15 protein-coding genes, 1 tRNA gene and 1 pseudogene are annotated in these 13,117 nt (G+C 68.6%); 8 read left to right on the top strand and 9 right to left on the bottom strand.

Features of this window, described 5'->3' with window-relative positions; translation table 11 throughout:
* Positions 1-190 precede the first annotated feature (190 nt).
* Positions 191-574 (top strand): DUF5820 family protein, encoded by a 384-nt coding sequence (locus tag U3A55_RS01210; protein ID WP_330989694.1) that lies wholly within the window; start codon positions 191-193, stop codon positions 572-574.
* On the opposite strand, the gene U3A55_RS01205 is transcribed toward U3A55_RS01210, so the two are convergent.
* Positions 564-1,016, bottom strand: a complete 453-nt coding sequence (locus U3A55_RS01205) for an AAA family ATPase (RefSeq protein WP_330989693.1) — start codon at positions 1,014-1,016, stop codon at positions 564-566. The two genes, U3A55_RS01210 and U3A55_RS01205, sit on opposite strands and share 11 nt — an antisense overlap.
* 44 nt (positions 1,017-1,060) lie before the next feature.
* Between U3A55_RS01205 and U3A55_RS01200 the strand changes: the two genes are divergently transcribed.
* Entirely contained in the window at positions 1,061-1,504 is a 444-nt protein-coding gene (locus tag U3A55_RS01200; RefSeq protein ID WP_330989692.1) for a UPF0179 family protein, read from the top strand.
* Here U3A55_RS01200 and U3A55_RS01195 read toward each other — a convergent pair.
* Entirely contained in the window at positions 1,447-2,283 is an 837-nt protein-coding gene (locus U3A55_RS01195; RefSeq protein WP_330989691.1) for a succinylglutamate desuccinylase/aspartoacylase domain-containing protein, read from the bottom strand. The genes U3A55_RS01200 and U3A55_RS01195 overlap by 58 nt on opposite strands.
* Before the next feature lie 135 nt (positions 2,284-2,418).
* Here U3A55_RS01195 and U3A55_RS01190 point away from each other — a divergent pair.
* From U3A55_RS01190 to U3A55_RS01175, 4 genes are all read left to right on the top strand, one after another.
* A tRNA-Leu gene (locus U3A55_RS01190) sits at positions 2,419-2,503 on the top strand.
* A 111-nt stretch (positions 2,504-2,614) separates the two neighbouring features.
* Positions 2,615-3,406, top strand: a complete 792-nt coding sequence (locus U3A55_RS01185) for an inositol monophosphatase family protein (RefSeq protein WP_330989690.1) — start codon at positions 2,615-2,617, stop codon at positions 3,404-3,406.
* Between the two features lie 34 nt (positions 3,407-3,440).
* Complete coding sequence (locus U3A55_RS01180; RefSeq protein ID WP_330989689.1) at positions 3,441-3,890, top strand: Lrp/AsnC family transcriptional regulator; 450 nt, start codon at positions 3,441-3,443, stop codon at positions 3,888-3,890.
* A gap of 41 nt (positions 3,891-3,931) precedes the next feature.
* Positions 3,932-5,053 (top strand): DUF63 family protein, encoded by a 1,122-nt coding sequence (locus U3A55_RS01175; protein ID WP_330989688.1) that lies wholly within the window; start codon positions 3,932-3,934, stop codon positions 5,051-5,053.
* Here the strand turns inward: U3A55_RS01175 and U3A55_RS01170 are convergent.
* From U3A55_RS01170 to U3A55_RS01155, 4 genes are all read right to left on the bottom strand, one after another.
* A complete protein-coding gene (locus tag U3A55_RS01170) occupies positions 5,050-5,244 on the bottom strand; it encodes a XapX domain-containing protein (RefSeq protein WP_330989687.1) in 195 nt (64 codons plus the stop codon). The two genes, U3A55_RS01175 and U3A55_RS01170, sit on opposite strands and share 4 nt — an antisense overlap.
* 25 nt (positions 5,245-5,269) lie before the next feature.
* Positions 5,270-5,725 carry a ferritin-like domain-containing protein gene (locus tag U3A55_RS01165; protein ID WP_330989686.1) on the bottom strand — a complete coding sequence of 152 codons (456 nt, stop codon included), beginning with the start codon at positions 5,723-5,725 and terminating at the stop codon, positions 5,270-5,272.
* A 54-nt stretch (positions 5,726-5,779) separates the two neighbouring features.
* Complete coding sequence (gene purD, locus U3A55_RS01160) at positions 5,780-7,066, bottom strand: phosphoribosylamine--glycine ligase (RefSeq protein ID WP_330989685.1); 1,287 nt, start codon at positions 7,064-7,066, stop codon at positions 5,780-5,782.
* Between the two features lie 77 nt (positions 7,067-7,143).
* Positions 7,144-8,310, bottom strand: a complete 1,167-nt coding sequence (locus U3A55_RS01155; protein ID WP_330989684.1) for an MFS transporter — start codon at positions 8,308-8,310, stop codon at positions 7,144-7,146.
* A gap of 135 nt (positions 8,311-8,445) precedes the next feature.
* On the opposite strand from U3A55_RS01155, the gene U3A55_RS01150 reads away from it, so the two are divergent.
* On the top strand, positions 8,446-10,542 hold the full coding sequence (locus U3A55_RS01150; protein ID WP_330989683.1) for a thioredoxin domain-containing protein: 2,097 nt from the start codon (positions 8,446-8,448) through the stop codon (positions 10,540-10,542).
* On the opposite strand, the gene U3A55_RS01145 is transcribed toward U3A55_RS01150, so the two are convergent.
* The gene (locus U3A55_RS01145) at positions 10,532-10,915 is read right to left on the bottom strand and encodes a thioredoxin family protein (RefSeq protein ID WP_330989682.1); all 384 of its coding nucleotides are present in this window, start codon (positions 10,913-10,915) and stop codon (positions 10,532-10,534) included. The two genes, U3A55_RS01150 and U3A55_RS01145, sit on opposite strands and share 11 nt — an antisense overlap.
* 98 nt (positions 10,916-11,013) lie before the next feature.
* Between U3A55_RS01145 and U3A55_RS01140 the strand changes: the two genes are divergently transcribed.
* Positions 11,014-11,970: a PLP-dependent cysteine synthase family protein gene (locus tag U3A55_RS01140; protein WP_330989681.1), complete on the top strand. Its 957-nt coding sequence runs from the start codon at positions 11,014-11,016 to the stop codon at positions 11,968-11,970.
* Positions 11,971-12,260: 290 nt separating this feature from the next.
* On the opposite strand, the gene U3A55_RS01135 is transcribed toward U3A55_RS01140, so the two are convergent.
* The gene (locus U3A55_RS01135; RefSeq protein ID WP_330989680.1) at positions 12,261-12,713 is read right to left on the bottom strand and encodes a DUF5804 family protein; all 453 of its coding nucleotides are present in this window, start codon (positions 12,711-12,713) and stop codon (positions 12,261-12,263) included.
* Positions 12,710-13,117, bottom strand: a pseudogene (locus U3A55_RS01130) (tRNA 4-thiouridine(8) synthase ThiI); the annotation flags it as partial. The gene U3A55_RS01135 and the pseudogene U3A55_RS01130, both read right to left, overlap by 4 nt.

Here is a 13,117-nt window from a genome sequence, read left to right as displayed (position 1 = left end):
CCTTGCGCAGTGGCGTCTCTCGCCAGAACCTCCCGAACACCGTGGAGTCGGCGGGGATTTGAACCAGGGAACGGAGCGACGCGGAGTGACCGAGGTTCAGAATCCCCTATCGAGCATTCTCACGGAGCTATTCTTTGTAGTGGCGACGTTCCCCGAACGCCTTATCCGGAATCCGTCCTAATTCGGAGTGATGACGGAGTGGTCGCTGCCCGAGGGGTGGACGGTGTGGAGCGACGAGGACGGCGGGCGCGCGGTTCTCGTGTTCCGGCCGGACGTGTTCGACGGCGCCGACTTCCCCGCGCCCTGTATGCCGACCATCTACGTGAGCCGTCGCAGTCCCGAAAAACGGCTGCGACAGCGCGACCGGACGACCGGGCCGTGGCACGTCTCGCTGTCGCTCGAACCCGAGGTCCGGGCTCGGGAGGCGGACGAGACCGTTGACACGCGCGCGGAGGCGGTGGCGGCCGCGACCGACCTCGCGGAGCGCTTCTCGCGCGGGGAGGTTGCGTACCGTGACGCCTACCAGGTTCCCCGCGACGAGTACCTGGACGAGCTCGACCGACTCACGAACTGAGCCAGTCAGCGACGCGCTCGCCGGCGAGCGCGAACGCTGTTTCTTCGGGGAGGATTCGCGTATCGACGACGAAGTCGGCGTCCGCGGTCGCGTCCTGCTCGCGGAACGCGCGGTGGATGGTTCTGACGCCCGGTTCGCCTATCGAGTCCGCACGCTCCCAGTCGCGTCGGAGGCAGGTGTCGAGGTCGGCGGTGGCGTACAGGAAGTATGCGTCGTCGATGTCGCGCGTCCACGCCCGCCAGTCGGGGTCGTGGAACGTGCCGTCGAGGACGACGAGGCCGTGCTCGCGGAGGCGGTCGCGCGCGTCGTCGAGCAGGCGCTCGTAGGTGCGAGTGTTGTAGTCGTCCGAATGGAGGACGGGTGCGTCGAAGCGTCCCGCGAGTCGGTTCGCGAGCGTGGTCTTCCCGGCGGCGGGCGGGCCGAAGACGGCGAGCAGGCTCATGCGGTGACGGGAGGCTTATGCGTGTTCGCCGGCAATTCCGGACTATGTTGACGCTCGTCGGGACGCGGCTCGCCGACTCCGGGACGGAGTTCGTCTACCGGGGCGAAGCGAGCGCGTGCGAGGGCTGTCCGTACCGCAAGCAGTGCCTGAACCTCGATGAGGGCGTCCGGTACGAGGTCACTGACGTCCGGGAGAACGGCCAGGAGCTCGACTGCGGCGTGCACGACGGCGGCGTGGTCGCAGTGGACGTGGAACCCGCGAGCGTTCGCGCGAACGTCCCGTCGAAGGGCGCGTACGCGGGCAGCAAGGGACAGCTCTCGGGGCCGTGTCCGCACACCGAGTGCCCGAGCCACGAGTACTGCGAGCCGATGGGCGTGGAGTTCGACGAGAACCGGAAGATAGACGAAATCGTCGGCGACCCGCCGCACGACTACTGCGCGCTCGGCCGGGAGTTGACGCTTGTGGAGTTCGCGCCCGAGGGCGACTGACCGAGCGACTCCTGTTTCTGTCCGTGGTAGCCGAACTGGTTCGCGTACCCGTACGGCGAGAGGAGCACGGGGTAGAAGTCGCGGTCGGCGCGGATGACCTCGCCGTCGGCGGCGGCGACGGGGTCGCCCTCCTCGACGAACGAGAAGTTCTCCGCGAACACCTCGTACTCCTTGGCTGCGGGTTTCGGAATCGGGTCGCCCATCGTGAACGCGGGGAGTTCGCGCTCGACGGTGTCACCGGGGAGCGCGCGCTCGACAGTGAGGAACTCCCGGGCGAGCGTGTACGCGTTCTCCGCCGCGGTCGCGGAGCCTTGAAGGCCGGCTTCGACTTCGACGATGTCGGCGTCCGCGGCGAAGATGCGGCCCTCACCGAAGTCGTGGGTGTCCACGAGCGCCACGACGGAGAGCCGTGGGACGATGCGCTGGACGTGCTCGGCGCGCCCGTCGCTCACCGCGAACGGGTCCGCGTGCGACTGCGTCGAGTGGATGGAGAACACGGTCATCCCCTGAACCTCGGCCGCGAGCTCCTGCGCGAGCTGTCGCTCGTGGGCGTCCACGGGTGTGTCCGGCGCGAACGACCGGTTCAAGTCCGCGTCCACGTATCGGACGCCGCGTTCGAGCGCTTTCTCGTTGACGACGATGCACTTCACGGGGCGTTCGACGTCGGGGTCGTCGTCGAGGAGTCGTTCGACCGCGCGAACCCCACAGGGTTCGTCGCCGTGCACTCCGCCGACGACGGCCAGCTCCGGGTCGCCGTCGCCCAACTGTTCGACACGCATTCAGTCTAGTGGAGGGGCGCGCTCGGGAAGTGCGTTGCGCTCCCCCACACGCACTGCGGCGTCCCCGCGCCGCATTCGCGACCACACCGTAATCCGCAGTCCTTAAGCGCGCGACCCCCGGATTCACGGGTGCGTGCGGGGGTCGCCAAGCCTGGTCAACGGCGGCGGGTTCAAGCCCCGCTCTCGTAGGAGTTCAAGGGTTCGAATCCCTTCCCCCGCATGGTCATTCCATGCGTGGAAGTCCGCGAGGCGGACTTCCCCCGCAAACTCGAACGCTCGATAGCGGTCGCTTTATCGACGTTTTCTTGCCGGTTCCCTCGGTTCATCGACTATGAGCGAACACGAGCGGGCTTCCGTAGTCGAGTCGGCGGCGCGCGCCGGTGCGCGCGTGGCGGACGAGTTCTTCCGGACGGACATCGAGGTGGAGACGAAGGGTGGGAAGACTGACGTGGTGACGCACGCGGACCGGGACGCCCAGCGCGAGGTCATCGAGGTGGTTCGGGACTCCTTCCCGGAGGACGCCATCGTGGGCGAGGAGGAGGACGAGCTGAAGGAGGTCCCCGACCGGGGGCCGGTGTGGGTCATCGACCCCATCGACGGGACGAACAACTACGTGCGGGACATCCCGCTGTGGGCGACGAGCGTCGCGGCGGTGGAGGACGGGGAGGCGGTCGCGGCGGCGAACGTCCTGCCCGCGCTCGGCGATACCTACGTCTCGAACGACGAGGGCGTGTGGCTGAACGGCGACCCGGTGTCGGTGAGCGCGGAGGACGACCCGGAGGCGTTCGCGGTGTCGCCGACAATCTGGTGGCCGCTTGCGGACCGCGACGAGTACGCGCGCATCTGCGAGGGCGTCGTCGAGCGGTTCGGCGACATGCGGCGGTTCGGGAGCGCGCAGGTGACGCTGTCGATGGTGGCCGCGGGACAGTTGGAGGCGACGGTGACGAACGTCGAGGCCAATCCGTGGGACACTGTCGCGGGCGTGCACATGATTCGGCAGGCCGGCGGGCGCGTGACGGACATCGAGGGCGAACCGTGGACGCCGGACAGCACCGGTCTGGTGGCGTCGAACGACACCCGCCACGGCGAGGTGCTCGCCGCCGCGCGGCGTGCAATCGAGTAGCAAACGTATTGGGCGCGCAATACCCACGGGGACTATGGACCTCGACGACACGGACCGCGCCATCCTCCGGGCGCTTCAGGAGGACGCGCGCGTCGCGTTCAGCGAGATAGCGAGGCGTATCGACATGTCGAGCGCGACCGTCCACGACCGCGTGAAGCGCCTGGAGGAGGAGGGCGTCATCCGCGGCTACCACGCCGACGTGAACCCGGAAGCCATCGGCTACGGGCTCTCAGCTATCGTCGGACTGCGGGTCGAGCAGGGCCGGGAGGACGAGGCGCTCGACCTCCTGAAGAGCATCGACGGCGTGCAGGAGATAACGCTCACCACGGGCGAGTGGGACATCGTGATGCGGGTGTACGCGCCCGACACGGCGAAACTCCGCGAACTCATGTTCGACCGCATCGCGCAGGTGGAGGGGTTCTCGCGCTCCCAGACGATGGTCGTCCTCGACACTGAGTACCGGACGCACGAACTCCCGGTCTGAGACCGGAAGCGTAAAGCGGCCGCTGAGACGATTTCCCGCACATGACTTTCCCGGAGACCGACCGCGAGCGAGCGTGGACGGCGGGCGTCGGCGCCGCCGTGCTCGCGCTCGTTGTTGGGTCCGTCCTCTTCTACGACACGGTGTACGGCGGGTTCGTCTGGCACTACTTCTGGGGGCCGGTGTACGCGGACGCCCACGGCGCGGCGTGCGCGGCCTGGAACGGCGGCAGCCCCGTCCTCATCGACAGCACCGTGCAGTGCGCGCAGGCCACCGAACCCGTGGCGTACCCCGGGTACACGCTCGTGAGCGAGGTCGGGTACATGGTGACGCTCATCGTGATGCTCAGCGGCGTCGTTTTCCTCCTTGACCGCCTGAAGGTCGGCGAGAACCGCCGGCTACTGTTCGCGCTCCTGCCGTTCGTGTTCTTCGGCGGCGCGCTCCGCGTCGTCGAGGACGCGAACGACGCGATCGGCGGGAGTGCCGTCCCCTACCCGTGGAACTCCTTCATCATCAGTCCGCTCATCTACTTCACCGTCTTCTTCGTCGCGGTCGGCGCGCTCGTCCTCGCCGTCTGGCTCGCCCGCCGCGACTACACCGATGACTTCTATCGGCCGCTCGCCGCCATCGGGAGCACGGTGCTCGCAGCCTCGCTCGCGTACCTCGGGTACCTCGCCGCGACCACCGACCACGTCCACTTCCTCCCCGTCTTCACGATACTCACCATCGGAATCGCCACCGTACTCGCCGCGGCAATCTACAAGGGCGCGGACGCGTTCGCGCCCGAAATCAACTACGGCACCGGGGTCGCGGGCGCGGTCGTCATCTGGGGACACGCCGTCGACGGCGTGTCGAACGTCATCGGCCTCGACTGGGGCGGCGAACTCGGCTACCCGAACGGCGACCTCGTCCCGAAACACCCCGTGAACAGCGCCGTCATCGACCTCACCCAGCAGTACGTCCCGGGGAGCATCACGGCCGTCATCGGGGACGCCTGGGGGTTCCTGCTTCTCAAACTGGTCGCGGCGACGTTCGTCGTCTGGCTGTTCAACGACGACCTCTACGAGGAGAACCCGCGGTTCGCCGTACTCCTCCTCGTCGCCGTGCTCGCGGTCGGTCTCGGTCCGGGGACGCGCGACATGCTCCGTGCGACCTTCGGCATCTAGAGGCCGAGCGCCTCCACGATATCGTACTCGACGCCCGCGTACTCCACGAGCTTGTACCCGACGTAGATACCGACGATACCCATTACGCCCGCGAGGCTGGGCGGCGCGGGAATCGGCACGTCCAGAAATCGGAACAGCGCGCCCGTAATCGCACCCGTAACGAGCGCGAGGACGACGTAGATAGCGTTCATACCGGCACGTCGCCCCTACGAGGTGTTAGTCGTTCTTGTACTCCTTGCGGTAGCCGCGGAACTCCGTGCGGTGGGCTTCCTCGTCCGCTAGCAACGTCACCGCAAGGTCCTCGGTCACGGGGTCGTTCGCGTCCTCCGCGGCGTCGATGAGGTCGCGGTAGGTCGAGATGGCGTCCTCCTCGGCCTCGATGACGCCCTCGATGACGGAGAGCACGTCCGTGGTGTCCGCGGGCGGCTGCAGGCTCTCCTGGTGCGCCTCGAACTCGCCGGAGCCGGGCGGGGACTCGTCGAGCTGTTTGAGGCGTTCGCCGAGCTGTTCCGCGTGCCCGAGTTCCTCCTGAATGTCCGTCTGGAGGGACTCCTTGATCTCCTCGGCGCGAACACCATCGAGCACGATGGAGTTCGACATGTAGTTCATCACGGTCTCGATTTCGTCCTGGTACGCCTGCTTGAGCAACCGAGTGACTTCGTTTTTCGACATACCTGGAGGGACGACTGGCAGCTACTTAGAACTACTCGCTGGGTTCGCGTGCGGTCAGTCGCGCAGGCGGTCGACGTGGTCGACGCGGCGCTGCACGAGGTCCGCGGTCCCGATGTCCTCGCGGATGCGGAAGCCGTCCTCGACGCCTTCGAGGGCGGCGCTCGCGCGTTCCTCCGCGGTTTCGATGGTGTCGCCCAAGCCGACGACGGCGAAGCTTCGGGAGGTGGTGGTGTAGACGCCGTCGTCGCGGGCGTCCACGCTCGCGTAGAAGAGGATGGCGTTCTCGCCCACCGAGTCCTCGGTGACGGTGACGCGCGCGCCGGCCTCGGGGTCGGTGGGGTAGCCGGCGGGGACGGCGTACTTGCAGACGGTTGCGGTGGGTTCGAACCCGAGGTCGGGGAGGGGTTCGCCGTCCCGGGCGGCCGTCAGCACGTCCAGGAAGGGTGTCTCCATGACGGGGAGCGTGTTCATCGCCTCCGGGTCGCCGAAGCGCGCGTTGAACTCCACGACCTTCACGCCGTCCGCGGTGAGCATGAACTGGCCGTAGAGCACGCCGCGATACGTGGGGAGGGCGTCCACAACGGCCTCCAGCACGCCGACGGCGTCGTCGTAGTCGGCGGCAGTCATGAACGGGAGCGTCCGGGCGGCGTCCGAGTAACTCCCCATCCCGCCGGTGTTCGGGCCCTCGTCGCCCTCGAACGCACGCTTGTGGTCCTGCACGGCGGGCGTGGGTCGTACGTCACCGTTCGCGACGAACGCCTGCACCGTGAACTCCTCGCCGACGAACCGCTCCTCCAGCACGACCTCGTCGTAGTCCTCCGCGCGGAGGTACGCCTTCGCTTCCTCTTTCGTCACCTGGTCGCCCGTGACCTTCACTCCCTTCCCGCCAGTGAGACCCGCGGGCTTCACGGCGAGGTCGCCGTCGTAGGCGTCGATGTACTCGCAGGCGGCCTCGGTGTCGGTGAACGTCTCGAAGTCGGGACAGCCCGGAATATCGTGTTCGCGCATGAACTCCCGCTGGAACGCCTTGTCGGTCTCGATGCGGGCGTCGGCCTCCCGCGGCCCGAACGCGTACACGTTCGCGGCTTCGAGCGCGTCGACGACACCTTCGGCGAGCGGGGTTTCCGGGCCGACGACTGCGAGGTCGGCGTCTACGGCCTCGGCGTGCGCGGCGACCGCGTCCGGGTCGGTCTCGTCCAGCGTCTCGAAGGACTCGGCGAGCGCGTCGATTCCGGGGTTGCGGTTGCTCGCGCACGCGTGGAGGTCGCAGTCCGGCGCGAGCGAGCGAGCGACGGCGTGTTCGCGGCCGCCACCGCCGACGAGGAGCACGGTCTCGGTCATGCCCGAGGAGAGTAAGCAAAGGAGTGTAAAGGTTGCTCTTAACGAGCGGGTGAGTATGCGTGTTCGTGCCTACCCCATTAGTGCTGGGCGTCGGGTGCCGTGAACCGGAACTCCCCGAACCGCGCGGAGAGGAGGCCGATGCCGGCGAGGAGCGCGAGCGCCCCGAGGACGTAGGGAGTGGTCGCGCTGTACTGCTGGCCGACGTACCCGGCGGTGATAGGGGCGAGCGCGCCGCCGGTGAATCGGAGGCTGTTGAACGCGCCGGACGCGCGGGAGCGGCCGTGGCCGGAGATCCCCATGGCGAGCGTGGTGAGGTTCGCGTTCAGAACGCCGCAGAGAAGGCCGGCGGCGACGGTGAGTGCGGCGAGCGCGCTCGTGCTGCCGTCCGAGAGCCACATCACGGCGAAGACGACGGCGAAGACGGAGAGCGTGGCGCGCGTGACTTCGGGCGTGCCGAACCGGCGGTTGAGGCGGGGTGCGAGAGCGGCGGAACCGACGATGACGAGCATTCCCCACGCGAAGAACACGAGCCCGAGTTCGAAGGTGGCGAGGTCGAGGATGAGGGGCGTGTACGCGAGGAGCGTGAAGAACCCGAACGTGTAGAGGAGGCCGACGAGCGCGTTCGTGCGGACGCCGGTGTGGCGGAAGGTGGCGACGACGTCGCGGACGGTCTGCTGGCGTTCGGCGTCGGGTTCGGTGACGGTGAGCGCGGAGAAGACGAACGCGGCCGCGAGGATAACGCTCGCGCCCGCGAACGGGAGTTGCCAGGCCTGTCGGCCGAGCACGCCGCCGATGAGGGGGCCGCACGCGATACCGAAGCCGAGGGAGGCCTCGTAGAGGCCGATGGCGCGCTCGGCGTTCCCGGTGGCGACGCCGACGAGGATGGCGAGCGCGGTCGTGGTGAACAGGGCGTTGCCGAGCCCCCAGAACCCGCGGAGGACGGCGAGCGTCTCGACCGACTGCGCGAAGTAGCAGAGCCCGGAGAAGACGGCGACGATAGCGAGGCCGGCGAGCAGCGTGGTCTTGCTTCCGATGCGGGTGGCGAGCGCGCCCGCGAACAGCATCGAGACACCCATCACGAGGAGGTAGCTGGTGAACAGGAACTCGACCATGAAGTGCGAGGCCCCGAGTTCGCGCGCGATGCTGGGGAGTATCGGGTCGACGATGCCGATGCCGAGGAAGCAGGCGAACGTCGCCAGCGCGACGGCGAGCACCGCCGGCTGGAAGCGTGAGCGAATACCCATACAGGGGGAGGGCTTGGCACGCCAAATAACGTATCGATCGATAGACACTATGTGTCTAGAGTCACACGGTACGCACGTACCACGCGGGGCGGCCGCGAACTCCGTGCTTTTCCGGGCGGCCCGCGAAGGAGCGGTATGAGTGACCCGCTCGCGCGGAACCGACTGAACGAAGAGGGAAGCCCCTACCTCCGTCAGCACGCGGACAATCCGGTGCACTGGCAACCGTGGGACGACGCGGCCATCGAGGCCGCCCGAGAACGCGACCGCCCGCTGTTCGTCTCCATCGGCTACTCGGCCTGCCACTGGTGTCACGTGATGGAAGAAGAGTCCTTTTCCGACCCCGATATCGCGGAGAAGCTGAACGCGGAGTTCGTGCCCGTGAAGATAGACCGGGAGGAGCGCCCCGACCTGGACGACGTGTTCATGACGGTCTGCCAGCTCGTGCGCGGCGGCGGGGGCTGGCCGCTCTCCGTCTGGCTCACCCCCGACCTGAAGCCGTTCTACGTCGGGACGTACTTCCCGCCGGACGCGAGCCGGAACCAGCCCGGGTTCCGCCAACTCCTGGACGACATCGCGGAGTCGTGGCGGACGGAGCGCGAGGACATCGAGGCGCGCGCCGACCAGTGGACGGCGGCGGCCCGGGGCGAACTCGAAGACGTGCCCGACCCGCTCGACGACGCGCCGGGGAGCGACGCGCTCACCGCGGTCGCGGACGAGGCCAGGGAGCGCGCGGACGACGAGCACGGCGGCTGGGGCGGCCAGCAGAAGTTCCCACAGCCCGGCCGGGTGCACGCGCTCCTCCGCGCCGCCGACCGCACCGGCGAGGACGCGTACCTCGACACCGCGACTCGGGCGCTGGACGCGATGGCGGACGGCGGCCTCCGCGACCACGTCGGCGGCGGCTTCCACCGGTACTGCGTCGACCGGGACTGGACGGTGCCGCACTTCGAGAAGATGCTGTACGACAACGCCGAACTCGCACGCGCCTACGCCGCCGCCCACCAGGTCACGGGCGACGACCGGTACGCGGAAATCGCGAGGGAGACGCTCGACTTCGTCGACCGCGAGCTCAGCGACGGCCGAGGGTTTTACGCGACACTGGACGCGCGCAGCGGCGACGAGGAGGGGTCGTTCTACGTCTGGACGCCGGACGAGGTGGACGCCGCCGTCGCGGACGACACCGACGCCGCGCTGTTCCGGGCGCGCTACGGCGTCACCGAGACCGGGAACTTCGAGGGCGACACCGTGCTCACCGTCGCGGCGTCCGTGGCGGCGCTGGCGGACGACCACGACCTGCACGAATCTGAGGTCGTAGAGCGCCTCGACCGCGCCCGCGAACAGGTCTTCGAGGCGCGAGAGGAACGGACGCGACCCGCCCGGGACGAGAAGGTGATTTCGGCGTGGAACGGCCTCGCCGTACGGGCGTTCGCCGAGGCAGGACTGGTGTTGGACGACGCGTACGCGGAGCGGGCGGCCGCGGCGCTCGACTTCGCGCGCGAGGAACTCTGGGACGGAAATGGAGTGCTCGCGCGTCGGTGGCTGGACGGGGAGCGCTCGGGGCCGGGCTACCTCGACGACTACGCCTTCCTCGCGCGCGGCGCGCTCACGACGTACGAGGCGACGGGCGACCACCGCCACCTCGTGTTCGCGCTGTCGCTCGCCCGCGAACTCGTCGAACAGTTCTACGATTCGGGGACGGGCGCGCTCTACTTCAGCACGCCCGACACGCCGCTCGCGCGCCCGCAGGAGACCGAAGACCGCTCCACCCCGTCACCGGTGGGCGTCGCCTGCGAGACCCTGCTCGCGCTGGACGCGTTCGCGCCCGACGAGGGGTTCGCGGAGGTGGCAGAGCGGGCGCTGGAGACGCAGGGCGCGAAGATACGGGAGTCGCCCCTCGGGCACGCGTCGCTCGCGCTCGCCGCGGACACCCACGAGACCGGCCACCTCGAACTCACCGTCGCCGCCGACGAACTTCCAGAAGACTGGCGGCGAGTTATCGCGGACACCTACCTCCCCGACCGCCTGCTCTCCCGGCGACCGCCGACCGACGGCGCGCTCGCGGGGTGGCTGGACGACCTCGACGTTTCGGACGCCCCGCCGATTTGGGCGGGCCGGGAAGCCAGCGGGGAGACGGGAGCAGGGGCGACGGCGTACGTGTGTCGGCGCGCGTGCTCGCCGCCGCTCACGACCGCCGGAGAAATCGAGGAGTGGGTTCGGGAGTTCAGGCCGTGATCGCGCGGAGTTCGCTCGCGAGGAACTCGGCGATAGGCTGGTCTTCCTCCTCGACGAACCGCGCGAGTTCGTCGCCGTCCGCGTCCTCCACTACGACGGTGGGGATGAGCGAGACCTCGTACTCGGTCATCTTCTCGCCGGTCTTCACGCCGTTCTCGCGCTCCACGGAGTACGTGGAGACGCGGTCGTCGGACACGTCGGCGGCGGCGAGCGCCGCGGCGAACGCGGGAAGCTGACCCGTGCAGTCCGGACACCAGTCCGCGCCCCACACTCGGAACTGCGTGGAGTCGTCCAGCGATGCGAGCGTCTTCACGGCGTCCTCGTGAGCGGCTTCGTCCCAGTCCGCGGTCGGCGTCATGCAGTCGAGAGTCATACACCCGAGTACGTGCTCGGGGGGCTTAACGGGTACGTCGCGGCACTCCCTGCCGGCGTCCAGTACGTGTTTACGCCTGGATGTCCCTAGTGCGAACAATGAAAGCGAGCATCCTCGACACCATCGGAACGCCGCTGGTTCGCCTGTCGTCGCCCGAGGGTGCGACCGTCGCCGCGAAGGTCGAATCCTTCAACCCCGGCGGGTCCGGGAAGGACCGGCCCGCGCGCGAGATGGTTCGCGCCGCCGAGGAAACCGGCGACATCCGACCGGGCGACAGGCTGGTCGAGGCGACCAGCGGGAACACCGGCATCGGATTGGCGGTCGTCTGCGCCGCGCGCGGCTACGACCTCACCATCGTGATGCCCGAATCGAAGTCCGAGGAACGCCGACGCCTCCTCGCGGCCTACGGCGCGGACCTCGAACTCGTCGACGGCGACATGACGGACGCGAACGACCGCGCCGCCGAGATGGCGCGCGAGAACCCCGCCACCTACCTCGTCAGCCAGTTCGAGAACGAAGCCAACCCCCGCGCGCACTACCGCACCACCGCCGAGGAAATCATCGAGCAAGTCGAGGGCCGCGAGGTGGACGCGCTCGTCGCCGCCATCGGCACCGGCGGCACCATCACCGGAACTGCCACCCGCCTCCTGGAGGAGTACCCCGACATGGACGTCGTCGGCGTCGAACCCGCGGAGAACCCCGTGCTCACCACGGGCGAACCCGGGCAGGACGACTACCAGGGCATGGGTCCCGGGTTCGTCAGCGACCTCCTCGACACCGACCTCCTCGACACCGTCGAAACCGTCCCGTTGGACGACGCCGAAGCCGAATGCCGCAGGCTCGCCCGCGAGGAAGGCATCCTCGTCGGCCAATCCAGCGGCGCGGCGTCCATCGTCGCCTCCCGCGTCGCGGAACGCCTCGCCCAGCCCGAACTCGACTGCCCCGAACCACCCGCCGCGCTCGCGGACGGAGGCCAGTACGACGACTGCCCGCTCGTCGTCACCATCCTCCCCGACTCCGGCGAACGCTACCTCTCGGCAGGAACCTTCAACTGAACTTTTTTACCACTCGGGTCGCGCGAAGCGCGACCACTCGCGGCAAAAACCTTCACCAAAAAGACCGAGCGCGTCGCGCTCGGGGGAACCGCGTCGCTCGGGCTTTCCAAGCCGGTCGCTCGCGGATGCCACGCTGTGTGACAGAAAGAACGTGGGAGCGTTCGGCGACCGAGCGGCTCAAAGAGCCCGGCAGGTCGCCGATTCACCGAACGCGACGGAGGCGCGTTCGGCTTTTTCGTGAAGGGGTTTATTCAAGCGGTCGCCTTCGCCGACCCGCCGAGTAAAAACGTTCATGCGAAGAACTCGTCCTGGGTGACTCTCACAACGACGGTGTCCTCGTATTCGCTTCGTTCGTAGTCGCCGTCGCCGCCGCTGCCGCGGAGGACGTTGGTCGGGTCGACGAGGCGGCCGTTTTCGACGCCGTAGACCTTGAGGCGATTAATCGGGTCGTCGGGGGAGACGTTTCCGTCGCGGATTTCGCGGGCGAGGGGGCGGGAGAGCCACTCGTGGCGGCTGACACTGGGGTCCTGAACGAAGGCGTCGCTGGTGAGGCGGGCGAGGTACCAGTTGAGGTCGTTAAGGAGGCTGACGGCGGCGCCGAGGCTGACGGTGTCGAGGACGACCGTGTTGTCCCAGGGTTCGGCGATGTCGTAGGTGGCGAGCGCGTGGCGGGCGGTGTCGTAGCCGTAGAGGTCGAGTGGGAGGCTTGAGTCGTCGTCCTCGACGAGACAGACCCGCGTCATGCTACCTCCACGCGCTCGCGGTTGGCGACCGCCGAGTCGATGAGGTCGGCGAGGTCGTCAGGGACGGCCGCGCGAATCGCGGCGGGGTCGGCGTTCGTCTCGGGGTAGTCGGGCGCGATGCGGTTACAGCCGGCGTTGACGGTGGCGGTGTCGAACGTCCCGATGTCGCGGGCTTGCGAGACGATGTCCTGTTTGTCCCGCGTGAACAGCGGCCGGTGAATCGGGAGCGTGGTGGCGTCGTCCACGGCGGCGAAGTTCGCCGCGGTCTGACTCGACTTCTGGCCGAGCGCCTCGCCCGTGACGACGCCGACCGCGCCCGCCTCCTGGGCGACGGCTTCCGCGATGCGGTACATCAGGCGGCGGTAGACGAGCATCCGCTCCGCGCCCGTCTCCTCGACGACGCG

The sequence above is a fragment of the Salarchaeum sp. III genome (assembly GCF_036418315.1).
In the GTDB taxonomy this organism is placed as follows: domain Archaea; phylum Halobacteriota; class Halobacteria; order Halobacteriales; family Halobacteriaceae; genus Salarchaeum.
The sequence above is the reverse complement of the archived record's forward strand: the minus strand, read 5'-3'. Positions and strand labels throughout refer to the sequence as shown.

Bases quoted from the DNA above. Each gene is read 5' to 3' on its own strand.
- U3A55_RS01210 (WP_330989694.1), top strand. From the start codon at position 191: ATGACGGAGTGGTCGCTGCCCGAGGGGTGGACGGTGTGGAGCGACGAG.
- U3A55_RS01205 (WP_330989693.1), bottom strand. From the start codon at position 1,016: ATGAGCCTGCTCGCCGTCTTCGGCCCGCCCGCCGCCGGGAAGACCACG.
- U3A55_RS01200 (WP_330989692.1), top strand. From the start codon at position 1,061: ATGTTGACGCTCGTCGGGACGCGGCTCGCCGACTCCGGGACGGAGTTC.
- U3A55_RS01195 (WP_330989691.1), bottom strand. From the start codon at position 2,283: ATGCGTGTCGAACAGTTGGGCGACGGCGACCCGGAGCTGGCCGTCGTC.
- U3A55_RS01185 (WP_330989690.1), top strand. From the start codon at position 2,615: ATGAGCGAACACGAGCGGGCTTCCGTAGTCGAGTCGGCGGCGCGCGCC.
- U3A55_RS01180 (WP_330989689.1), top strand. From the start codon at position 3,441: ATGGACCTCGACGACACGGACCGCGCCATCCTCCGGGCGCTTCAGGAG.
- U3A55_RS01175 (WP_330989688.1), top strand. From the start codon at position 3,932: ATGACTTTCCCGGAGACCGACCGCGAGCGAGCGTGGACGGCGGGCGTC.
- U3A55_RS01170 (WP_330989687.1), bottom strand. From the start codon at position 5,244: ATGAACGCTATCTACGTCGTCCTCGCGCTCGTTACGGGTGCGATTACG.
- U3A55_RS01165 (WP_330989686.1), bottom strand. From the start codon at position 5,725: ATGTCGAAAAACGAAGTCACTCGGTTGCTCAAGCAGGCGTACCAGGAC.
- purD (WP_330989685.1), bottom strand. From the start codon at position 7,066: ATGACCGAGACCGTGCTCCTCGTCGGCGGTGGCGGCCGCGAACACGCC.
- U3A55_RS01155 (WP_330989684.1), bottom strand. From the start codon at position 8,310: ATGGGTATTCGCTCACGCTTCCAGCCGGCGGTGCTCGCCGTCGCGCTG.
- U3A55_RS01150 (WP_330989683.1), top strand. From the start codon at position 8,446: ATGAGTGACCCGCTCGCGCGGAACCGACTGAACGAAGAGGGAAGCCCC.
- U3A55_RS01145 (WP_330989682.1), bottom strand. From the start codon at position 10,915: ATGACTCTCGACTGCATGACGCCGACCGCGGACTGGGACGAAGCCGCT.
- U3A55_RS01140 (WP_330989681.1), top strand. From the start codon at position 11,014: ATGAAAGCGAGCATCCTCGACACCATCGGAACGCCGCTGGTTCGCCTG.
- U3A55_RS01135 (WP_330989680.1), bottom strand. From the start codon at position 12,713: ATGACGCGGGTCTGTCTCGTCGAGGACGACGACTCAAGCCTCCCACTC.